Genomic DNA, 20373 nt, shown 5'->3' on the forward strand with positions numbered 1-20373 from the left:
GTAGGGTGGCCCGTGGTCCGGGGCCATTCCCTGCCTACGCTGAGGCCATGAACGCCACGAGCACCGAGGCAACAAAGACCGTCGTCGACTTCTGGTTCGACCCTGCCTGCCCCTTCGCCTGGATCACCTCCCGGTGGATCCTCGAGGTGGAGAAGGAACGGGACATCGAGCTGCGCTTCCGGCCGATGAGTCTGTATCTCCACAACCAGGGCAATGAACTGCCCCAGTGGTACCGCGAGTTGGTCGACAAGTCGATCGGCCCGGTACGGGTCGCGGTAGCCGCGGCCGAGCAGCACGGTGACGGAATACTGCGCGCGCTCTACACCGCCTACGGCACCCGTATCCACGAGCAGGACAGCAAGGACTTCGACAAGGTCGTCGCCGAGTCGCTGGCCGAGCTCGGCCTGCCTGCGACGCTCGCCGACGCCGTGTACGACGAGACGTACGACGATGCCGTACGCCGCAGCCATGACGCGGGCAGGGACCCCGCCGTCGAGGCCTATGTCGGCACGCCCACCATCCATGTCGACGGCACGGTCTGGTTCGGGCCCGTCCTCAACTCCATCCCGCGCGGCGAGGAGGCAGCCCGGCTCTTCGACAGCTTCCGGGTGATCGCGGGGTACCCGGACTTCTTCGAGCTGAAGCGCACCCGCACCGGGAGCCTGAACTTCGACTGACGGCGGTGCCGCGTTCCTTCAGGTGTCGCGTTCCTTCAAGACCGGCCGGAAGCGGCGGGAATAGCTTCGCGGGCATGAACAGCATCCACACGCACCTCACCACCTGTGCCGCCGAAGCCGCCCGCGTCGCCCGCCTGGTCACCGCCGAGCAGCTGTCGGCCCCGTCCGTCTGCGAGGACTGGGAGGTCCGGGAGCTCGTCAACCACCTCGTTCTGTACACCTCCCACGGCCTGGAGCACCGCGCCCTGCGCAAGCAGCTCCCCGAGGAGCTCACCAAGCGCGACTTCACGGCGTCCGACGACTGGGCCGTGCAGTACGCGGCCCAGCTGGAGCGTGCCCTCGCCGCCTGGTCCGATCCGGCGGTCTGGGAGGGCGATGTGGACCTCGGCTTCATGACGATGCCCGCCCCCGAGATCGCCTCGCTCCTCGTCAAGGAGCTCGCCGTCCACGGCTGGGACCTGGCTCGCTCCATCGGCCAGGAATTCGAAGTCCCGGACGAGACGGGCCAGTTCGTGCTCGGGGTGGTCGAGGAGCACGCCGAGGTCTACCGCCAGTACGACGGCTTCGCCGATCCTGTCCGCGTGGGGGACGATGCCTCCGCCTTCGAGCGGGCGCTGGCGACGAGCGGGCGCGACCCGCGGGCCTGAAAGGTGGCCGCGCCTGCCGTCGCGCCGGACGGGCGGACGGGCCGGCGGACGGAGCATCGTGTGCAGTCCCTCACACGACGGAAGTCGCATGGCGCCTTATGTCCCGTTATGAGAAGGAAGTGACTTCAGTGGGTCGACGGTCCGTTTCGTGCGGTGACGGCCCCTTTGAGCTGACGCTTCCTCGGTTCGAAGGCCCTTGATAGACACGACGGGTTCGGCCACCGACCCGGCGAGAGAAGCACCGCATGATCCACGACCAGACTCCGGATCACCATGAGTTCGAGATCGACCTGACCGTCGACGAGGCCAGGCGGCGCGCCGCGGTGCTCGAGGCCGTCGGAGACGACTGGGACCCGGTGGCCGTGCTGGAGGGTGAGCAGGAGGCGTACCGCCTGCTGTACTCGAACCTGGACCCGCAGCAGCAGGAGACCTACGACCGGCTCGTGTCGGCCGGGGTCCTTCCGGGACGGGAGGGCGAGGGCCATGCTGCCGCTTGATCCGACGGCCGATGCCGGGCGCCGGGCCTGGGTGCCGTGCCCGGGATGCGCCGACCACCGGGACTGCGCCGTCTGCCTGGCGGGGCGCACCTGCAGCGACCACTGGCGCTATCTGCTGTCCAACAAGGGGAGCCTGCTCCATCTGCAGTGCTCCAACTGCGCCCATCTGTGGGCCCATGAGACCGGTTTCGGCGCCGGATCGCGCGGTGCGTGCCCGCCGTAGCGCTCGTACGTCGGCGTGATCACCCCGTAAAGGCGAGCGCAGCGCGGGCAGGCGTCCGCGCCTGCTCGTAACGCCGGAAAAGCAGCTCCGCCAGCTCCGGGGCCGGACCCAGGACGTCGGCGAGCACGTCCGCCTCCCGCGCACCCGCGGCGATGCGGTCCGGGAGGCGCCCCGGGGCGATGACATACGGCGCCACCGCCACGCGCTCGCAGCCCTCGTCGCGCAGCGCCCGCACCGCGTCCTCGGTACGGGGAAGAGATGCGGAGGCGAACGCAGGCCGCACGGCGCACCAACCGGTGTGCCGCAGCTCCCGCGCTACATCTGCGATCACTGCGATCGCCTCCGGGTCTGTGGAGCCCGCCGAGGCCAGTACCAGGCCCGTCGAGCGCTTGTGGGACGCGTCGAGCCCGGCCTCGTACAGCCGCCGTTCGAGGGCGGACAGCAGCAGGGGGGACGGGCCGAGAACATCGGCCTGGTGGATGCCCAGGCGTGGCGGGGCCTTGCGCAGTACGGCGGGGATGTCGGCCTTCGCGTGGAAGGCGCGGGTCAGCAGCAGCGGCAGCGCCACCACGTCCGATGCGCCCTCGGCCGCGAGACGCTCCAGCACCCTCGGTACGGACGGCGCGTTGAAGTCCAGGAAGCCCGTCTCCACGCGCAGCCCCGGCCGCAGCGACCGGGCACGCTCCACCAGGGCATGCACGGTCGCGGCGTGCCGCGGATCGCGGCTGCCGTGGGCGATGACGAGGAGGACGGGCCGTGGCATGAGGTGGCTCAGTTCTTGACGAGGAGTCCGCGGCTGCGCAGCACCCACCGCTCCAGCGGGCTGAAGATCAGCAGGTCGATGGCGATACCGACGATCAGGATGAGCAGGATGGCGAGGAAGACGCCCGGCATGTCGGAGTTGTTGCGGCCGTTCTCGAGCAACTGCCCGAGTCCCAGGCCGAGATCGGGGGAGGAGGCGATGATCTCCGCCGCCATCAGCGAGCGCCAGGAGAAGGCCCAGCCCTGCTTCAGGCCCGCGAGATAGCCGGGCAGTGCCGCAGGCATCACGATGTGCCAAGTGCCCTTGAGCCCGGTCGCGCCAAGGGTGCGGCCGGCCCGCAGATAGAGCGGCGACACCTGGTCGACGCCCGACACCAGGCCGTTGGCGATCGAGGGCACGGCGCCCAGCAGGATCACCGCGTACATCATCGAGTTGTTCAGCCCGAGCCAGATGACGGCCGGCGGCACCCAGGCCACGGACGGCAGGGACTGCAGACCCGACAGGATCGGACCGATCGCGGCCCGGACGAACTTCACCCGGGCGACCAGCAGCCCCAGCGGCGTACCGATGGCGAGCGCCAGCAGGAAGCCGAGCAGACCGCGCGAGACGCTGGTCCAGACGACCTCGAGCAGTGTGCCCTGGAGCCACATGTCGGACACGCTGTCCCACACCGCGGACGGTGCGGGCAGGCTTCCCTCGTCGGTGACCTTGGTCGCCACCAGGACCTGCCAGACGACGAGGACCAGAGCGACGGCGGTCAGCGGCGGCAGGATCTTCTTGACCAGCACCTCGCGCACGGGCGTACGGCGTACCTGCACCGCGTCGAGTGCGTCGAGTCCGGCTTCGAGTCCGGCCAGATCGTCGGTCTTGCCGACGGCCTTGGTCTCAGTGCTGGCCATGACGGCGGATCTCCCCACGCAGTTCTTCGGTGATCTCGACGGACAGTTCCGCCACGGCGGCGTCCTCGATCCGGCGCGGCTGCTCGATGTCCACGGTCCACTCGCGGGCGATCCGGCCCGGGCGGGAGGACAGCAGGATCACACGCTGGGCCAGCCGCACCGCCTCGCGGACGTTGTGCGTGACGAAGAGGACCGAGACGTTCGTCTCGCGCCAGATACGGGTCAGCTCGTCGTGCAGGACGTCCCGGGTGATGGCGTCCAGCGCCGCGAACGGCTCGTCCATCAGCAGCAGTTGGCTGTCCTGAGCCAGGGCCCGGGCCATGGCGACGCGCTGCCGCATACCGCCGGAGAGCTCGTGCACCCGCTTGCCGTACGCGCCCTGGAGCCGTACGAGCTCCAGCAGCCGCTGCGCCTCGGCGCGCCGCTCGGCCTTGGGCACACCGCGCAGCCGCAGCGCCAGTTCGATGTTCTTGCCCGCGGTCAGCCACGGGAACAGGGCGTGCTCCTGGAACATCAGGGCGGGCCGCCCGCCGGGGGTCGCGATGGACCCCGCGGTCGGACGGTCGAGCCCTGCCACCAGGTTGAGCAGTGTCGACTTTCCGCACCCGGAGGCTCCCAGGAGGGTGACGAACTCGCCCGGAGCGACATCGAGGGTGATGTCGTCCAGGACGAGCTGCTGCCCGGACGGTCCGGCGAAGGACTTCGAGACATGGTCGAGACGGGCGGCGTGCTCGACCGTCACGCGGTCCTCGGCCTTGGCGATCGCTGTGGCCATGGTCGTCACCTCCTGGGAAATCGGTCGGATGCGGGGTTGCCTGCGGGCTTACTTGACGCCGAGCGAGGCGTCGGCGACCTCGGGCTTGCCCTCGGCCTTGAGGACCTTGTTGAGCAGCGTCAGGTCGTAGATGCCGGCCAGGTCGGGCTCCTCCAGCAGCCCCGCCTTCACCGCGTGGTCCGCCTCGGTCTGCAGCGTGGCGGCCAGCGGGTCGTCGGTGAACTGGATCGACTTCCACGCCGGGTCGATCACCTCGGGCGCCAGCGCCTTGCCGGTGAGCTCCTTGAGCTTGGCGTTCGCGGACGCCTTCGCCTTGTCCGGGTTGGCGTTGATCCACGCGTTGGTCTTCACCGAACCGCGCAGCACCGCCTCGACGACGTCCGGGTGATCCTTGAGGAACTTCTGCGACACGATGATGTTCGTGATCACGAACTTCTTGTCGGGCCACAGCGTCGACTCGTCGAGCAGCACCTTGGCACCCTCGCTGACCAGCTTGGACGCCGTCGGCTCCGGCACCCAGGCGCCGTCGATGGAACCGGACTTGTAGGCGTCGGGGGCCACCTTGTTCTCCGTACGGACGACGGAGACGTCACCCTTGCCGCTCTGGGCGTCGACCTTCCAGCCCTTCTCGGCTATCCAGTTCAGGAACGCGACGTCCTGGGTGTTGCCGAGCTGAGGCGTGGCGATCTTCTTGCCCTTGACGTCGTCCAGGGTCTTGATCTTGTCCGGGTTGACGACCAGCTTCACACCGCCGGAGGCCGAGCCGCCGATGATGCGCAGGTTCTTGCCCTTGGACTTGGTGTAGCCGTTGATGGACGGCGAGGGGCCGATGAAGCCGATGTCGATGGAGCCCGCGTTGAGCGCCTCGATCTCGGAGGGACCGGCGTTGAAGGTGGTCGACTTGAGCGTGGTGCCGCCCAGCTCCTTCTGGATCAGACCCTCCTGGTCGCCGACCAGCGCCGTGGCGTGCGTGAGGTTCTGGAAGTAGCCGACCTTGACGGTGTCGGCGGAAAGCTTCTCGCCCTTGGCGGCGGGAGCGACCTTGTCGTCCTTCTTCGCCTCGGAACCGTAGCCGCAGGCGGTGAGTGCCACAGCGAGCAGCGGCAGAGCGGCGGCGGCCGCGATGCTGCGGCGCAGGGTCGTACGGGTGGCAGGCACGGGAGGGTTTCCTCTCGGAGGCCCGGTTCTTACGTCACATCGGACGCGGCCGGGGAGTCGGCGGTCTTCGGCGGTGCGGGGTGCGGGGGGTGCGGGCGCGCAGGCAGTGCGCGTACGTCATCGCGCACATCGCGCCACCCCGCCCGTGCCCGCGCCGAGGGTGCCGCTGCCGACGCGGCCGCCCTCCTTCGCGAACGTGCCGTAGAAGTCGGTCGTCATCAGAAGTCCCAGCCCTCGTCGTCGGCCACGTGCACGGCCTCGGCGGTCGTGGCGAAGGAGTCGCCCGCCATGCCGGCCGCCAGCGTGGTGCCGTCCGCGGGGTCGATCAGCAGGAACGAGCCGGTGCGGCGGGAGTCGGCGTACGAGTCGAGCGCGAGCGGCTCGGCCGTGCGGACCTTGACGAGGCCGATGTCGTTGGCGACCAGATGCCCGGGGTTCGGGTGCTGGGACAGGTCGTCGAGGGTGAGCCGGGAGGGGATCTCCTTGACGATCGCCTTGACCGTGCGGGTGGTGTGCTTGAGCAGCACCCGCTGGCCGACGGTGAGCGGCTGGTCCGCGACATGGCAGACCGTCGCCTCGACGTCCTGGGTGGTCGCGGGCGCGTCCCCGCTCGGCACGATGAGGTCGCCGCGCGAGATGTCGATGTCGTCCTCCAGCAGGAGGGTGACGGACTGCGGGGTCCAGGCGATGTCCACCGACTCGCCCAGCAGATCGATCCCGGCGATCTTCGACGTACGGCCCGCCGGCAGCACCGTGACCTGCTCGCCGACGCGGAACGTACCGGCCGCGATCTGGCCCGCGTATCCCCGGTAGTCGGGGTGCTCGGCGGTCTGCGGACGGATCACGTACTGCACGGGAAGCCGGGCGTGGCAGCCGGTCAGATCGTGGCTGACCGGGACCGTCTCCAGGTGCTCCAGGACGGTCGGTCCGCCGTACCAGTCCATGTTGGCGCTGGGCTCCACGACATTGTCGCCGGCGAGCGCCGAGATCGGGATCGCGGTGATCTCGGGGACGCCCAGGGACGCGGCGTAGGCGGTGAACTCCTCGGCGATCGCGGCGAAGACGGGCTCGGCGTAGTCGACGAGGTCCATCTTGTTCACGGCGAGGACGACATGCGGGACGCGCAGCAGGGCGGCGACGGCGGCATGGCGGCGGGTCTGCTCGACCACGCCGTTGCGGGCGTCGACCAGCACCACGGCCAGCTCGGCCGTGGACGCGCCGGTGACCATGTTCCGGGTGTACTGCACATGGCCCGGGGTGTCGGCGAGGATGAACCGCCTGCGCGCGGTGGCGAAGTAGCGGTAGGCGACGTCGATGGTGATGCCCTGCTCACGCTCGGCCCGCAGACCGTCCGTGAGCAGCGCCAGGTCCGGTGTCTCCTGGCCGCGAGAGCGGGAGGCGTGCTCGACGGCCTCCAGCTGGTCGGTGAGCACCGACTTGGAGTCGTGCAGCAGCCGCCCGACGAGGGTGGACTTGCCGTCGTCGACGGAGCCGGCGGTGGCGAAGCGCAGCAGGGTGGTGGCCGAGATCCCGGCGAGCTGATCGGTCGTGGTGGTGCTCATGGCTAGAAGTACCCTTCGCGCTTGCGGTCTTCCATCGCGGCCTCGGACATCTTGTCGTCGGCGCGGGTGGCGCCCCGCTCGGTGAGCCGGGATGCGGCGATCTCGGCGATCACGGCGTCGAGCGTGGTGGCGTCGGAGTCGACGGCGCCGGTGCAGGACATGTCGCCGACGGTGCGGTAGCGGATCAGCCGCGTCTGGACGCTCTCCGACTCCTTGGGGCCGCCCCACTCGCCGGCGGTCAGCCACATGCCGCCCCGGGCGAAGACCTCACGCTCGTGCGCGAAGTAGATCTCGGGCAGCTCGATCTTCTCGCGCTCGATGTACTGCCAGACGTCCAACTCCGTCCAGTTGGACAGCGGGAACACCCGGACATGCTCGCCGGGCGCGTGGCGGCCGTTGTAGAGCTGCCACAGCTCGGGCCGCTGGCGGCGCGGGTCCCACTGCGAGAACTCGTCCCGCAGGCTGAACACCCGCTCCTTGGCGCGCGCCTTCTCCTCGTCGCGCCGGCCGCCGCCGAACACCGCGTCGAAACGGTGCTGCTGAATCGCCTCGGTCAGCGGCACCGTCTGCAGCGGATTGCGCGTCCCGTCGGGACGCTCGCGCAACTTCCCGGCGTCGATGTACTCCTGCACGGACGCCACGTGCAGCCGGAGACTGTGCTGCGCCACCGCGCGGTCGCGGTACTCCAGCACCTCGGGGAAGTTGTGTCCGGTGTCCACGTGCAGCAGCGAGAAGGGGATCGCCGCCGGGGCGAAGGCCTTCAGCGCCAGATGCAGCATGACGATGGAGTCCTTGCCGCCGGAGAAGAGAATCACCGGCCGCTCGAACTCTCCCGCCACCTCGCGGAAGATGTGCACCGCCTCGGACTCCAGCGCGTCCAGGTGCGACAGTGCGTACGGGCTGGAGCCCCCGGAATTGTCTGCGGCCTCGTTCAACGCAGCGACGGCTCTCATGCCAGACCCCTCTCAGTGAGCAGCGCGTGAAGCGCCGCCGCGGACTCCTGCACGGTCTGCTGGTGCGACTCGATCCGCAGATCCGGGCTCTGCGGCTCCTCGTACGGGTCGTCGACGCCGGTCAGACCGCTGATCTCGCCGGCGGCCTGCTTGGCGTAGAGGCCCTTCACATCGCGTACGGAGCAGACCTCCACCGGAGTCGCGACATGCACCTCGACGTACTCGGTGCCCTCGGCGGCGTGGCGCTTGCGGACGGCCTCGCGGCTGTCCTCGTACGGAGCGATCACCGGCACCAGCGCCTTGACGCCGTTGGACGCCAGCAGTTCGGCGACGAAGCCGATCCGCTGGACGTTGGTGTGCCGGTCCTCGCGGCTGAAGCCGAGGCCCGCGGAAAGGAACTCGCGGATCTCGTCGCCGTCGAGCACCTCGGTCCGGTGGCCCTCGGCGCGCAGCCGCTCCGCCAGCTCGTAGGCGATGGTGGTCTTGCCCGCGCTCGGCAGCCCGGTGAGCCAGATGGTGGCCCCAGTCACGTGCTTGTCTCCCAGAATCGTCATCCGTGCAGCCCGCATTCGGTCTTGCCCCGCCCGGCCCAGCGGCCGGCCCGGGCGTCCTCGCCCTCCAGCACCCGGCGAGTGCAGGGTGCGCAGCCCACCGAGGCGTAACCGTCCATCAGCAGCGGGTTGGTGAGCACGCCGTGCTCGGCGACGTAGGCGTCCACGTCGTCCTGCGTCCAGCGGGCGATCGGCGAGATCTTGACCTTCTGCCGCTTCTCGTCCCAGCCGACGACCGGTGTGTTCGCCCGGGTCGGGGACTCGTCGCGGCGCAGGCCAGTCGCCCACGCCTCGTACGCGGTCAGTCCCTCTTCGAGGGGCTTGACCTTGCGCAGGGCGCAGCACAGGTCGGGGTCGCGGTCGTGCAGCTTCGGGCCGTACTCGGCGTCCTGCTCGGCCACCGACTGACGGGGCGTGAGCGTGATGAGGTTGACGTCCATCACGGCCTCGACCGCGTCGCGGGTCCCGATGGTCTCGGGGAAGTGGTAGCCGGTGTCGAGGAAGACGACATCGACGCCGGGGAGGGCACGGGAGGCGAGATGGGCGACCACCGCGTCCTCCATCGAGGAGGTGACGCAGAAGCGCGGGCCGAAGGTCTCGGCCGCCCACTTCAGGATCTCCAGGGCGGAGGCGTCTTCCAGCTCCCGCCCGGCCCGCTCGGCGAGTTCCTTCAGGCTCGTGTCCTGAGTGGTCGTCATATCTCGTTCCCTCCACCGTCATTGCGCTGAAGTCCGCGGGTCAGCAGCCCGAGGAACTTCAACTGGAAGGCTCGATTGCAGGCCCCGCATTCCCAGGCGCCGTGGCCCTGCTCGCTGGGACGCAGGTCCTCGTCGCCGCAGTAGGGGCAGTAGAAGGGCGCGGCACGCTCGCTCATGAGAGAGCCTCCTCGGACGCGCGGGCCGCCCAGACGGCGAAGCGCTCGTCGTCCTCGCGCTCCGCCTGGAAGCGCTTGAGCACCCGCTCGACGTAGTCGGGCAGCTCGGCCGATGTGACCTTCAGGCCACGGACCTTGCGGCCGAACCCGGCCTCCAGGCCGAGCGCGCCGCCCAGGTGCACCTGGAAGCCCTCGACCTGATTGCCCTCGTCGTCCAGGACCAGCTGGCCCTTGAGACCGATGTCCGCGACCTGGATACGGGCGCAGGCGTTGGGGCAGCCGTTGATGTTGATGGTGATCGGCTGGTCGAACTCGGGGATGCGGCGCTCGAGTTCGTCGATCAGCGAGGCGCCGCGCGCCTTCGTCTCGACGATTGCCAGCTTGCAGAACTCGATACCGGTGCAGGCCATCGTGCCCCGCCTAAACGGCGAGGGGTTGACCCGCAGGTCCAGCGCCTCCAGACCGGACACGAGCGACTCGACCTGCGCCTCCTCGACATCGAGCACGATCATCTTCTGCTCGACGGTGGTACGCAGCCGGCCCGAGCCGTGATCGGCGGCCAGTTCGGCGATCTTCGTGAGCGTGGCGCCGTCCACCCGTCCGACGCGCGGCGCGAACCCGACGTAGAAGCGTCCGTCCTGCTGCCGGTGCACGCCGACGTGGTCGCGCCACTGCTGCACGGGCTGCTCGGGGGCGGGCCCGTCCACCAGCTCGCGCTGCAGGTACTCGTCCTCGAGGACCTGGCGGAACTTCTCGGCGCCCCAGTCGGCGACCAGGAACTTCAGCCGGGCGCGGGTGCGCAGCCGGCGGTAGCCGTAGTCGCGGAAGATCGAGATGACGCCCTCGTAGACATCGGGCACCTCGTCGAGGGGGACCCAGGCGCCCAGCCGGACACCGATCTTGGGGTTGGTGGAGAGACCGCCGCCGACCCACAGGTCGAAGCCGGGGCCGTGCTCCGGGTGGTTCACGCCGACGAAGGCGATGTCGTTGATCTCGTGCGCGACGTCCAGCAGCGGCGATCCGGAGATCGCCGACTTGAACTTGCGCGGCAGGTTGGAGAAGGCGGGGTTGCCCACGATCCGGCGGTAGATCTCGTCGACGGCAGGGCTGCCGTCGATGATCTCGTCCTCGGCGATACCGGCGACGGGCGAGCCGAGGACGACGCGGGGAGTGTCACCGCAGGCCTCGGTGGTCGACAGGCCGACCTCTTCGAGACGCCGCCAGATCTCCGGGACGTCCTCGATGCGAATCCAGTGGTACTGGACGTTCTGCCGGTCGGTGAGGTCGGCCGTGCCGCGCGCGAACTCCTGCGAGATCTCGCCGATGACCCGCAGCTGATCGGTGGTCAGCCGCCCGCCGTCGATACGGACGCGCAGCATGAAGTACTTGTCGTCCAGCTCCTCCGGCTCCAGGATCGCGGTCTTGCCGCCGTCGATCCCGGGCTTGCGCTGGGTGTAGAGCCCCCACCAGCGCATCCGTCCGCGCAGGTCGGCGCCGTCGATCGAGTCGAAGCCGCGGTGGGCGTAGATCGTCTCAATGCGTGTCCGCACATTGAGACCGTCGTCGTCCTTCTTGGTCTGCTCGTTGGCGTTCAGCGGCGTCATGTGGCCAACAGCCCACTGGCCCTCGCCGCGGTGGCGTCCGGCCTTGCGGCGGGGCGTGGCGGTGGCGGGCTTTTCGGGGGTGGCGGCCATGGCGGTATGTCCTTCGAGACTGCAGGAGGGCGGCTCTGAGCTGCACACTCGCGCGGAGGCGCGACGGTGCGCAGGGGGATTGAGAAGAATGCGGGAGACTCGGCTGTGCTGTTCTTTCAGCAGGCCGGACAGATGGCGCTGGACATGCGGCCGAGGTCGACGTGCCGCCGACTCACCAAGGCAATTCCAGTTCCAGACATGACGGAAGCGTGTCATGGCGGTCCAAGGGCAGTCCACCATTATCCAGAATGTGGACAAGACCGTCCCGCATCACGAGACGGTGTGGCGCCCGTCACTCAGCCGTGCGCACCGGGCCAGGGGCCGGGCGTGGCCGTCTCGGGCTCCTGCTCGACCTTCGTGTCGAACAGAGTGAAGCCCCGCCGCAGATAGTTGTCCATCGCATGCGGGCCGTCCTTGGAGCAGGTGTGCAGCCAGACCCGCTTCGTCGGCGGGAGACCCGGCCATCGCTCCGCCAGGTCCCAGGCCCTCGCGACTCCATAACTGAGCAGATGGCCGCCTATGCGGCGGCCGCGGAAGGCCGGGACCAGGCCGAAGTAGACGATCTCGACGGAGCCCCCGTCCTGCGCCTCGAGCTCCACATAACCGGCCGGGGTGCCCTTCTCGTACGCCACCCAGGTCTCGGTGCCCGGCCGCGCCAGCAGTTCCTCCCACTGCGCGTACGTCATGCCGAGCCGGTCGTTCCAGTGGATGTCACCGCCGACGGCCGAGTACAGGAAGCGGCTGAACTCGGGCGAGGGCACCTCGGCGCGGACGATCCGCAGATCTCCTTCGGGCGCGGGGGGCGGGCGAAGATCCGCGGGCGAGGTCTGTTCCAGGGACCACGTGGTCACAGTGATGCTCATGTGCGCCAGAAAATCACGCCACCGTGAACTGGCCAAAGGCGGTGCCGGAGCGTGCGCGCGCGGTCACCGCTCCCCGCGGCGCGCACGGCGCACCGCCGGGGCCGTCGAGTGCGGCAGCAGCTCGGCCGGCTCCGGCGGCCCGACCAGCTCCACCTCGACATCCTCTGCGAAGCGGTACGGGCGGTGCGCCAGCACCTGTGCCAGATGCCGCCGCAGCCGCGACATCTCGGCCCGTACCGTCACCGTCCGCGTCGGGTCCTCGAAGATGTCCTGCGCCAGCTGCGCCGCGCTGCGCCCGTCGCGATACAGCGCCAGGACATACAGCAGCTCGGCATGGCGCGGGCTGAGCTCCTTGGCCCAGCTGCCCGCCTCGCCCGAGACGGTCACAAAAGGCCGCCGGGGCAGGCTGAGATCCAGAACCACCCGGGTCGGCGCAGCGGTGGACCGCTCTTCCGGCCGCACCAGCCAGCCGCCGGGCAGCGGTTCGACCGAGCACATGCCCAGCGAGGGCAGCCAGACGCGGCTGCCGAGGGACTTCGGCAGCGGCAGCCGGCCGGGCGGCTGCATCCCGGTGACCGCGGCGGGCCAGCCGTTCACATCCACGGCCAGCGCACGGCCCGTCAGCCGCGCGAGCAGTGGCGACGCCACCGTTCGCAGCCGGTCCAGCGCCGCGAAGTGCGCGTTGCGCAGCTCCGCCTCCGCGAGCCGGGTCACTGTGGTGACCAGCTTGAGGGTCGCCGGATGCATCGTGGCAAGCGGTCCGCTGACGTCGACCACCCCGATCAGCCTGCCGTCGCGCGGATCGGTGACCGGAGCGCCCGCACAGGTCCAGGTGTCGTGGGTCGAGACGAAGTGCTCGGCGGAGTGCACCTGGACGGGCCGCCGGGAGACCAGGGGAGTGCCGACGCCGTTGGTGCCGACGAGGCTCTCGTTCCAGTCGGCGCCCAGGACGAAGCCGTGCGCGTCGCCCTTGCGCAGCACCGACGACTTGCCCTCGCGCCACAGCACCCGCCCCTCGGGGTCCGCGACGACCATGATGTGCTGCCCGGCCTCCGCGATCGAGACGAGACCGTCCCGCAGGACGGGCAGCACCTCCCGCAGCGGGGATGCCTGCCGACGGCGTTCGATCTCCTCCATCGGGAGCAGCCCGGCCCTGCGGTCCCGGTCGGGATCCACACCGCGGCGCAGCATCCGCTGCCACGACTCCTCGATGTCGGCCCGCGGGGCGACCCGGGACCGGCGCCCGCTGAGCGCGGCGTCCCGTACCCCCTTCAGCAGCCGGGTGGCTTCCCCGGTGTCCATGCCGGAGAGCCTGGCCAGGTCGAGCGGTGTGTTGTGCACTGGGTCCTCCTGGGCGACGCCAGCGTCCGAGCGTGGGGGCAGCCTGGCTCAATCCTGCCCCTCGCGGGCGGGCCTCCGTGGCGATACGGCGGACAAGGCTGCAACCCTTTGCAACCCTCGCGAACGGGCGTGCACTTGTACGAAAGTGACGGTGCACCGGTTCGCCGGTGGTCGTGCACCGCACAGCGGGCGCATGACGGAGCGCGGGGTGGTGCCGTGTCGGCGCAGCACCACCCCGACAGCCCTGGGGCGTGTTTGGGAAGTCGCTCCTCCCCTGCGACGCCTGGCACGCCCCAGCTGCCTGTCACACCACGGCTCGCGCCCGCTCCACGACCGACGCCAGATCGAGCGTGTGCGGCAGCGTGCCGAAGGCGGTGCCCCAGTCCCCGCCCAGCCGTGAGGCGCAGAACGCGTCCGCCACCTCCGGCGGCGCCCAGCGCACCAGCAGCGACCCCTGAAGCACCAGCGCCATCCGCTCCACCAGCCTGCGCGCCCGTGCCTCGATGCCGTCCAGATCGGCCAGTTCACTCAGCAGATCCTTGATCGCCGCATCGAGCCGGTGATCGGCGCCCCGAGCCTTTCCGACCTCCTGGAGGAAGGCGTTCAGCGCCTGCGGCTCCCTCTGGATCGCGCGCAGCACGTCCAGCGCCTGTACGTTGCCCGAGCCCTCCCAGATCGAGTTCAGCGGCGACTCGCGCAGCAGCCGCGGCAGCCCCGACTCCTCGACATAGCCGTTGCCGCCCAGACACTCCAGGGCCTCGGCCACGGTCGGCGTGCAGCGCTTGGTCACCCAGTACTTGGCGGCGGGCACCGCGAGCCGCAGGAAGGCCCGCTCCTCCTCCGTATCGGCGTCGTACGCGGCGGCGAGCCGCAGCGCCAGCGTCGTGGCCGCCTCCGACTCCAGCGCCAGATCGGCCAGTACGTTGCGCATCAGCGGCTTGTCGATCAACAGCCCGCCGAACGCGCTGCGATAGGCGCTGTGGTGGATCGCCTGCGCCACGGACTGCCGGATCAGCGCGGCCGATCCCACGACACAGTCCAGCCGGGTCGCCGCCACCATCTCGATGATGGTGCGCACCCCGCGGCCCTCCTCGCCGACCCGGCGCGCCCAGGTGCCCTCGAACTCGACCTCGCTCGACGCGTTGGACTTGTTGCCCAGCTTGTCCTTGAGCCGCTGGATCCGGAACACGTTCCGGGTCCCGTCCTCAAGGACCCGCGGCACCAGGAAGCAGGTCAGACCACCGGCTGCCTGGGCGAGTACCAGAAAACCGTCACACATCGGAGCGGAGCAGAACCACTTGTGACCGGTGAGCAGGTACTCCCCGTCGCCGGCGATCGGCTCGGCCCGGGTCGTATTGGCCCTGACGTCGCTGCCGCCCTGCTTCTCCGTCATCCCCATCCCGAACAGGGACCCCGCCTTCACCGAGGCGGGCCTCAGCCCCTGCTCGTACACCTCGGACGTCAGGCGCGGCTCCCACTCGGCGGCCAGCGCCGGGTCCGTCCGCAGCGCGGGCACCGAGGCGTGTGTCATCGACACCGGGCAGCCGTGCCCGGCCTCGGCCTGCGTCCACACCAGGAACCCGGCCGCCCGGCGCACATGCCCGGCCGGCCGGCCCCAGGCATTGGTCAGCCCGGACGAGACGGCCTTGCCCAGCAGCCGGTGCCAGGCCGGATGGAAGTCGACCTCGTCGATCCGGTTCCCGTACCGGTCGTGCGTCCGCAGTTTTGGCGGATTCTCGTTGGCCTGCACCCCCCATTCCTGGGCCTGGGCGGAGCCTGCGGTGCGCCCGAGGAGCGAAAGGTCCTCCCTTACACCGTCGAGGAGTTCGGGAGCGACATGCCGCTCCACGCCCTCCGTGAGGGCCTGGTCGGACGTGTAGACGTCGTACCCCACCAGGGGCGGAGCCTGGTTGGTCACTGTGTGGGTGCTGGGTGCCATGCCGCTACGGTAAGGAGGTGCAGGCAGCAAACGAAACACCCGAGCGGCCATCGGGCCGACTCCACCGGGCCCGGGTCCTCTACCGCAACGTCTCGAAGCGGAAGATGGCATGGCTGCTGCTGAAAGACACGGTCAATTCGTGCATCGAGTACCGCATCCTCGGCCTCGCCGCCGAGGCGGCGTTCTTCACCCTGCTGTCGCTGCCGCCGCTGCTGCTCGGCATGATCGGTCTCCTCGGCTACGTCGACGACTGGACCGACACCACGACCGTCGCCTCGATCGAGGAGAACATCCTGGACGCCGTGGGCACGGTGCTGTCCCAGCGTGGCGTCAACGAGATCGCCAAGCCCCTGCTGGAGGACGTCACCCACGGCGGCCGGCCGGACATCATCTCCATCGGCTTCGCCATCGCCCTGTGGTCGGGATCGCGGGCGGTCAACGTCTTCATCGACACGATCACCGTGATGTACGGCCTCGACGGCCAGCGCGGCATCGTCGCCACCCGGCTGCTCGCCTTCCTGCTCTACATCGTCGCCCTGCTGATCGGCGCGGTGGTGCTCCCCCTGGCGGTCGTCGGCCCTGACCGGGTGGTGGAGCTCGTCCCGTGGGGCACGGAAGTGGTCAGCGTCCTGTACTGGCCGGTGGTCACCCTGCTCTCGGTCGCCTTCCTGACCACGCTCTACCACGTGTCCGTCCCCGTCCGCTCCCCGTGGATCGAGGACGTCCCGGGCGCGCTGGTGGCGCTGGGGATGTGGGTGCTCGGCAGCTTCCTGCTGCGTATCTACCTCACCAGCACGGTCGAGGGCCCCACGATCTACGGCTCGCTCGCGGCCCCCATCGCCGTCCTGCTCTGGATCGGCCTCACCGCCTTCGCGGTCCTGGTGGGCGCGGCGGTCAACGCCGCGATCGACCGCGTCTGGCCGTCGGTTGCCACGGCGGCGGCCCGCGCGGCCAACGAGCGGCTGCGCGCGGCCAACGCGGCGGAGCTCGTGGCACGGGCGAAGGCGGCGCATGTCTTCAATGACGACGGCGAGGACGACGAGGAGGACGAAGACGGCGAGGGGGACGGGGGAGGCGGCGGGGACATGCCCTCGGAGTTCCCCGAACGGTGGTCGCGCTTCCTGCCGCCCGACGACGTGAGGTCCCGGCTGCACACGGGCCGGGACAACGGGCGGGACAGCCGCGACAAGGAGAACAAGGACTAGGTTCTGTCCGGCCGGGCGGTAGCCGGACCTGACACCCAGGGGTGCGTCCCCGCGTCAACCGGCCCTGATGTCAGGTGGTCCCGGCCCGGATCGCCGTTTCGAGCACGTCGAGCACGGTGTCGCGAAGCAGCTCCACCTTGTAGCGGGTCTGCGGCAGCGGTGAGCAGTGTTCAGTGGCCGCGGTCGCGGCGGTGAACAGGTTCTCGGGGGTCGGCTCGCGCCCGAGAAGGGCATCCTCGACGTCCGGCAGCCGCAGCGGGGTGTGGGCGATGCCGCCCGCGGCGACGGCGACCGTGGTGACGATGCCGTCGGAGACGATCACGCGGGCCACCGCTTCGACGAGTGGCCATTCCGCCTTGGCGCGGCTGATGGCCCGGTTGTACGCGGCACGTTCGCCGGGGACGGGAGCCGGTAGGGTGACGGCGGTGAGGATCTGCTGCGGGGCGAGCAGATGGTCTCGGGTGGGGTCGGATCCGTCACCGTACAGTTCCGCCACGGGGAGGGTTCCCCGTTCGTGAACGTCGACCTGGGCGTCGTAGCTGAGCAGGGCGATCGCGATCGACGAGGGGTGCGGTGCGATGCAGGGGCCTTGGTCGATCACCGCGGCGTGCAGGTGGACCCCGGTGCGCGCCGGACAGCCGTCGCCGCCGTCGCGGTAGCAACTGAAGTGCGGATTGCGGTAGTACCAGCAGCGGTTGTGCTGGAGCAGATTGCCGCCCAGGGTGCCTGCGCTACGGATCTGCGGTGTGGCCAGGGCGCCCGCGGTCATCGTCAGGGCCGGGTAGTCCGCCTGAAGCCAGGGGTCCTCGGCGAGTTCGGCCACACCGGTCAACGCGCCTATCCGCGTGGTCCCTTCGGCCTGGCGGGTGATGCCCCGCAGGGCGGGAAGCAGGGGAATCTGGACGGACGCGCCGCGCGTGACTCCGCCACGCCGGCGGGCGACGGTGTCGGTGCCACCGGCGCGCAGTTCTCCGCCGTTGTCGGCGACGACCGCCGCGGCCTCGTCGAGAGTGAGGGGCTGGTTCACGGGCGCAGTCCTTCCAGGAGGCGGTCCGGGCGGATCGGCAGATGGTGGGGGCGCCACCCGGTGGCGGCGTGGACGGCATTGCCGATGGCTGCCGCTACCGGCATCGTGGAGACCTCTCCCAGGCCGACCCCGCCGCCGTCGGCGTGCTCGAAGCCCGCCTCGTGGAAGTGGATGTCGATCTCGGGGATGTCGCCGATGCCGGGGATGCGGTAGTCCTCGAGGTTGTCGCTCAGCACGACACCGGTCAGCGGGTCGGTGATGCGCTCCTCGTACAGGGCGTACCCGATGCCTTGGATGACACCGCCCTGGCACTGGCTGCGGGCCAGCACCGGCGAGTAGATGTGGCCGGCGGCGATCCCGCCCCACACGCGCGTGACCCGTGTCCGGCCGAGGCGGGTGTCGACCTCGACCTCGGTGACATGGACGGCGCCGCTGAACCCCCGGCCGACGACCAGGTGGTCGAGTTCCACGGGCGTGACATAGCCACGGCGGTCCCGTGGACGGCGGCCGACCACCCGAAGGCCCTCGGCGTCGGCGAGACGCTGCTCCAGTGATCCGCCGGTGCCGCGCGATTCGGCCTTGTCGGCCAGCGCGGAACGCAGGCGAACGGCCGCGTCACGGGCGGCCGGGCCGATGGAGGGGGTGGTGCGGCTGCCGCCCGAAGCGGGCCCGTGGACGGTCCCGGTCCTGCCGATTTCCACCCGGACCCGCCCCGGCGGCAGGCCCAGTTCGGAGACGATCACATCCGCGATGACGGACCGGGAGCCCTGGCCCATGTCCTGGGTGGTCGTCCGGGCGACCACGATGCCGTCCTCGACGGTGAGCTCGATCTGCGTGCCGCGGTCGAGGAAGTACATCCAGTTGGCGGCGGCGACGCCCACACCGCGCCGGAAGCGACCGGTCTGGGAACCGGCGGCGGGCCGCCCGGTCCACATCGGAAGAGCCGCTGCCCGGTCGTACAGGGCCCGCCGCTTGGAGTTGCCGTCCCAGCGGTGGCGCAGCGCGATGGGATCCTCCCCGATGCGGTGGGCCATTTCGTCGACGGTCTGCTCCAGGACCCAGGCCAGCGGCGGTCCGCCCGGCCCGCGGAACGGGGTGGCGGGAGGCCGGTGGGTGACGATGTCGTAGTCCCTGAGCCGCCGCGGGGCGTGCCCGTACATGAACCGGCCCAGCGCGGCCACCCCCGAGCCGATGGAGGTGCCGCCGTCTCCGTGCACATCAAGGGTCAGCGCGGCCAGCTTCCCGTCGGCGTCGGTGAGCATGGCGATCTCGGCCCGGGCGCCGGGCCGGTAACCGCCGTCGGTGAGTTCCTCGGCCCGGCCCAGGACGACCCGCACCGGGGCGGCATGGCGCCGGGCCAGTTCCGCCGCGGCGACGATCTCGCTGGTCAGGGTGAGCTTCGAACCGAAGCCGCCTCCGACGTGCTCCGCGGAGACATGCACCTGCCCGGGCTTCAGACCGAATCGCTCGGCGGCCCGCTCGGCGACCACGCCGACGGCCTGGGTGGATACCCAGAGATGAAGCTCGCCGCGCTTGTCCCACGAAGCCAGGCACGCGTGCGGCTCCAATGGGGTGTGCACCTGTGGTTCGGCGGTGAACGTGGCCTGGACCAGCCGGTCCTCGCCCTGCTCACGGGCCTGCTCGATCCTCTTGACGGCGAGGCCGCTGCGCCAGTTCATCGGCACCGGGCCCCGTATGTTCCCGTGCCACCTCGCGGGAATCGAAAGCCCCTCGGACGAGCTGGGAGCCTGCTTCCGCTCCTGCTTGGTGGGATAGACCACGGGACTGTCCGGGAGCTCGGCGCGGTGCAGGTCCACGACACCCGGCAGTACCTCGTAGGCCACCTGTACCCGCTCGGCGGCGGCCTGGGCCGCGGGCAGGCTCTCGGCGGCCACGGCGGCGATCGGCTGGCCGACGTAGCGGACCGTACGGTCGGCGGGCAGGAGATCGACCACCCGGTCGCCGCCCGTCACCGACGTGACCCGGGCGTGCGGGTGCCGGGAGCGGACGATGACCCCTTCGAGGAGGCCGTCCATGTGGACATCCGTCGTGTACAGCGCTGTGCCGTTGATCTTCGCCATCGCCTCCACGCGGGGTGGCGGAGCGTCATCGGTGTCGTGGGCGCCGGTACAGGCCGCGGCGACGGCGGCGTAGATCCCCTCGTACGCGCCACAGCGGCACAGGTGTCCCGCCAGCGCGGAGGCGATCTCGGCCCGCGACGGGGCGGTGTCGCCGTGCTCGGCCCGCCAGCGGTCCACGAAGCTCGTCGCCTCCATGACGAAACCGGGCGTGCAGTAGCCGCACTGCAGCGCGTCATGGGCGGCGAACGCCCTCTGCACAGGGTGCTTGCCGTGCAGACCTTCCACGGTGGTGACGGACGCGCCCTCCAGGGCCGACGCCGGGGTCAGGCACGCCACCGTGGGGACACCGTCGACGTGCACGGTGCACGCCCCGCACACGCCCGCCCCGCAGACCAGCTTGGTCCCCGTCAGACCCAGCGTCTCGCGCAGGAGCTGGACCGCGGTGGCGTCCGCTTCATCTCCGACCTGACGGGCGGATCCATTGACCGTGACATCCATGGGCAAAGTCCTTGAAAGATCTGGGAGGGGAGAAGTGGCTCTTCGGCCTGCCGCTGCCGCGCGGCCCGCTTGTTGCAGTCGGGACCACTGTGGTGGTTCGGGGGCGCGACGGGATGAGTAACTTTTGCTCATTTCGCTCTGGCGCG

The 20373-nt window shown here is 70.3% G+C and carries 21 protein-coding genes; 5 read left to right on the forward strand and 16 right to left on the reverse strand.

Features of this window, described 5'->3' with window-relative positions:
* The first annotated feature begins 47 nt into the window (after window positions 1-47).
* The 4 genes from OG741_RS30530 (at window position 48) to OG741_RS30545 (ending at window position 2044) form a co-directional block, all read left to right on the forward strand.
* Window positions 48-677, forward strand: a complete 630-nt coding sequence (locus OG741_RS30530) for a DsbA family protein (protein WP_405603180.1) — start codon at window positions 48-50, stop codon at window positions 675-677.
* A 74-nt stretch (window positions 678-751) separates the two neighbouring features.
* The gene (locus OG741_RS30535; protein WP_405603181.1) at window positions 752-1324 is read left to right on the forward strand and encodes a TIGR03086 family metal-binding protein; all 573 of its coding nucleotides are present in this window, start codon (window positions 752-754) and stop codon (window positions 1322-1324) included.
* A 245-nt stretch (window positions 1325-1569) separates the two neighbouring features.
* Window positions 1570-1821, forward strand: coding sequence for a DUF6400 family protein (locus tag OG741_RS30540; RefSeq protein WP_405603182.1), 252 nt, complete (start codon window positions 1570-1572; stop codon window positions 1819-1821).
* Complete coding sequence (locus OG741_RS30545) at window positions 1808-2044, forward strand: hypothetical protein (protein ID WP_405603183.1); 237 nt, start codon at window positions 1808-1810, stop codon at window positions 2042-2044. The genes OG741_RS30540 and OG741_RS30545 overlap by 14 nt, the downstream gene beginning before the upstream one ends.
* 19 nt (window positions 2045-2063) lie before the next feature.
* On the opposite strand, the gene OG741_RS30550 is transcribed toward OG741_RS30545, so the two are convergent.
* The 14 genes from OG741_RS30550 to OG741_RS30615 all read right to left on the reverse strand — a co-directional run bounded on the left by OG741_RS30550 (window position 2064) and on the right by OG741_RS30615 (window position 15416).
* Window positions 2064-2807, reverse strand: a complete 744-nt coding sequence (locus tag OG741_RS30550; protein ID WP_405603184.1) for a sirohydrochlorin chelatase — start codon at window positions 2805-2807, stop codon at window positions 2064-2066.
* Window positions 2808-2815: 8 nt separating this feature from the next.
* On the reverse strand, window positions 2816-3706 hold the full coding sequence (locus tag OG741_RS30555; RefSeq protein ID WP_266482357.1) for an ABC transporter permease: 891 nt from the start codon (window positions 3704-3706) through the stop codon (window positions 2816-2818).
* On the reverse strand, window positions 3693-4481 hold the full coding sequence (locus OG741_RS30560) for an ABC transporter ATP-binding protein (protein WP_405603185.1): 789 nt from the start codon (window positions 4479-4481) through the stop codon (window positions 3693-3695). Before OG741_RS30560 ends, OG741_RS30555 begins: the two co-directional genes overlap by 14 nt.
* Before the next feature lie 48 nt (window positions 4482-4529).
* Window positions 4530-5639: an aliphatic sulfonate ABC transporter substrate-binding protein gene (locus OG741_RS30565; protein WP_405603186.1), complete on the reverse strand. Its 1110-nt coding sequence runs from the start codon at window positions 5637-5639 to the stop codon at window positions 4530-4532.
* 218 nt (window positions 5640-5857) lie between these two features.
* On the reverse strand, window positions 5858-7201 hold the full coding sequence (locus OG741_RS30570; RefSeq protein WP_405603188.1) for a sulfate adenylyltransferase subunit 1: 1344 nt from the start codon (window positions 7199-7201) through the stop codon (window positions 5858-5860).
* A 2-nt stretch (window positions 7202-7203) separates the two neighbouring features.
* Window positions 7204-8154, reverse strand: coding sequence for a sulfate adenylyltransferase subunit CysD (gene cysD, locus OG741_RS30575; RefSeq protein ID WP_405603190.1), 951 nt, complete (start codon window positions 8152-8154; stop codon window positions 7204-7206).
* Window positions 8151-8723, reverse strand: a complete 573-nt coding sequence (gene cysC, locus OG741_RS30580; protein WP_405603191.1) for an adenylyl-sulfate kinase — start codon at window positions 8721-8723, stop codon at window positions 8151-8153. Before cysC ends, cysD begins: the two co-directional genes overlap by 4 nt.
* Complete coding sequence (locus tag OG741_RS30585) at window positions 8705-9403, reverse strand: phosphoadenylyl-sulfate reductase (protein ID WP_405603192.1); 699 nt, start codon at window positions 9401-9403, stop codon at window positions 8705-8707. The genes cysC and OG741_RS30585 overlap by 19 nt, the downstream gene beginning before the upstream one ends.
* Window positions 9400-9579: a hypothetical protein gene (locus tag OG741_RS30590; protein ID WP_361912163.1), complete on the reverse strand. Its 180-nt coding sequence runs from the start codon at window positions 9577-9579 to the stop codon at window positions 9400-9402. Before OG741_RS30590 ends, OG741_RS30585 begins: the two co-directional genes overlap by 4 nt.
* Complete coding sequence (locus OG741_RS30595; protein ID WP_405603193.1) at window positions 9576-11273, reverse strand: nitrite/sulfite reductase; 1698 nt, start codon at window positions 11271-11273, stop codon at window positions 9576-9578. The genes OG741_RS30590 and OG741_RS30595 overlap by 4 nt, the downstream gene beginning before the upstream one ends.
* 116 nt (window positions 11274-11389) lie before the next feature.
* Window positions 11390-11473 carry a putative leader peptide gene (locus OG741_RS30600; protein ID WP_313904670.1) on the reverse strand — a complete coding sequence of 28 codons (84 nt, stop codon included), beginning with the start codon at window positions 11471-11473 and terminating at the stop codon, window positions 11390-11392.
* Window positions 11474-11569: 96 nt separating this feature from the next.
* Window positions 11570-12136: a GNAT family N-acetyltransferase gene (locus tag OG741_RS30605; protein WP_405603194.1), complete on the reverse strand. Its 567-nt coding sequence runs from the start codon at window positions 12134-12136 to the stop codon at window positions 11570-11572.
* A 63-nt stretch (window positions 12137-12199) separates the two neighbouring features.
* Window positions 12200-13477: a GAF domain-containing protein gene (locus OG741_RS30610; RefSeq protein WP_405603196.1), complete on the reverse strand. Its 1278-nt coding sequence runs from the start codon at window positions 13475-13477 to the stop codon at window positions 12200-12202.
* Window positions 13478-13781: 304 nt separating this feature from the next.
* Window positions 13782-15416, reverse strand: coding sequence for an acyl-CoA dehydrogenase family protein (locus tag OG741_RS30615; protein ID WP_405603197.1), 1635 nt, complete (start codon window positions 15414-15416; stop codon window positions 13782-13784).
* A 17-nt stretch (window positions 15417-15433) separates the two neighbouring features.
* On the opposite strand from OG741_RS30615, the gene OG741_RS30620 reads away from it, so the two are divergent.
* On the forward strand, window positions 15434-16621 hold the full coding sequence (locus OG741_RS30620; protein ID WP_405603199.1) for a YihY/virulence factor BrkB family protein: 1188 nt from the start codon (window positions 15434-15436) through the stop codon (window positions 16619-16621).
* A gap of 70 nt (window positions 16622-16691) precedes the next feature.
* Here OG741_RS30620 and OG741_RS30625 read toward each other — a convergent pair whose 3' ends face one another.
* Window positions 16692-17648: an FAD binding domain-containing protein gene (locus OG741_RS30625; RefSeq protein WP_405603201.1), complete on the reverse strand. Its 957-nt coding sequence runs from the start codon at window positions 17646-17648 to the stop codon at window positions 16692-16694.
* Entirely contained in the window at window positions 17645-20227 is a 2583-nt protein-coding gene (locus OG741_RS30630) for a molybdopterin-dependent oxidoreductase (protein ID WP_405603203.1), read from the reverse strand. The genes OG741_RS30625 and OG741_RS30630 overlap by 4 nt, the downstream gene beginning before the upstream one ends.
* Window positions 20228-20373 lie beyond the last annotated feature (146 nt).

The organism is Streptomyces sp. NBC_01410, assembly GCF_045040195.1.
Taxonomy (GTDB): domain Bacteria; phylum Actinomycetota; class Actinomycetes; order Streptomycetales; family Streptomycetaceae; genus Streptomyces.

Excerpts from the sequence above, each read along its gene's own strand:
- OG741_RS30530 (WP_405603180.1), top strand. The coding sequence starts at position 48 with ATGAACGCCACGAGCACCGAGGCAACAAAGACCGTCGTCGACTTCTGG.
- OG741_RS30535 (WP_405603181.1), top strand. The coding sequence starts at position 752 with ATGAACAGCATCCACACGCACCTCACCACCTGTGCCGCCGAAGCCGCC.
- OG741_RS30540 (WP_405603182.1), top strand. The coding sequence starts at position 1,570 with ATGATCCACGACCAGACTCCGGATCACCATGAGTTCGAGATCGACCTG.
- OG741_RS30545 (WP_405603183.1), top strand. The coding sequence starts at position 1,808 with ATGCTGCCGCTTGATCCGACGGCCGATGCCGGGCGCCGGGCCTGGGTG.
- OG741_RS30550 (WP_405603184.1), bottom strand. The coding sequence starts at position 2,807 with ATGCCACGGCCCGTCCTCCTCGTCATCGCCCACGGCAGCCGCGATCCG.
- OG741_RS30555 (WP_266482357.1), bottom strand. The coding sequence starts at position 3,706 with ATGGCCAGCACTGAGACCAAGGCCGTCGGCAAGACCGACGATCTGGCC.
- OG741_RS30560 (WP_405603185.1), bottom strand. The coding sequence starts at position 4,481 with ATGGCCACAGCGATCGCCAAGGCCGAGGACCGCGTGACGGTCGAGCAC.
- OG741_RS30570 (WP_405603188.1), bottom strand. The coding sequence starts at position 7,201 with ATGAGCACCACCACGACCGATCAGCTCGCCGGGATCTCGGCCACCACC.
- cysD (WP_405603190.1), bottom strand. The coding sequence starts at position 8,154 with ATGAGAGCCGTCGCTGCGTTGAACGAGGCCGCAGACAATTCCGGGGGC.
- cysC (WP_405603191.1), bottom strand. The coding sequence starts at position 8,723 with ATGCGGGCTGCACGGATGACGATTCTGGGAGACAAGCACGTGACTGGG.
- OG741_RS30585 (WP_405603192.1), bottom strand. The coding sequence starts at position 9,403 with ATGACGACCACTCAGGACACGAGCCTGAAGGAACTCGCCGAGCGGGCC.
- OG741_RS30590 (WP_361912163.1), bottom strand. The coding sequence starts at position 9,579 with ATGAGCGAGCGTGCCGCGCCCTTCTACTGCCCCTACTGCGGCGACGAG.
- OG741_RS30595 (WP_405603193.1), bottom strand. The coding sequence starts at position 11,273 with ATGGCCGCCACCCCCGAAAAGCCCGCCACCGCCACGCCCCGCCGCAAG.
- OG741_RS30600 (WP_313904670.1), bottom strand. The coding sequence starts at position 11,473 with ATGTCTGGAACTGGAATTGCCTTGGTGAGTCGGCGGCACGTCGACCTC.
- OG741_RS30605 (WP_405603194.1), bottom strand. The coding sequence starts at position 12,136 with ATGAGCATCACTGTGACCACGTGGTCCCTGGAACAGACCTCGCCCGCG.
- OG741_RS30615 (WP_405603197.1), bottom strand. The coding sequence starts at position 15,416 with ATGGCACCCAGCACCCACACAGTGACCAACCAGGCTCCGCCCCTGGTG.
- OG741_RS30630 (WP_405603203.1), bottom strand. The coding sequence starts at position 20,227 with ATGGATGTCACGGTCAATGGATCCGCCCGTCAGGTCGGAGATGAAGCG.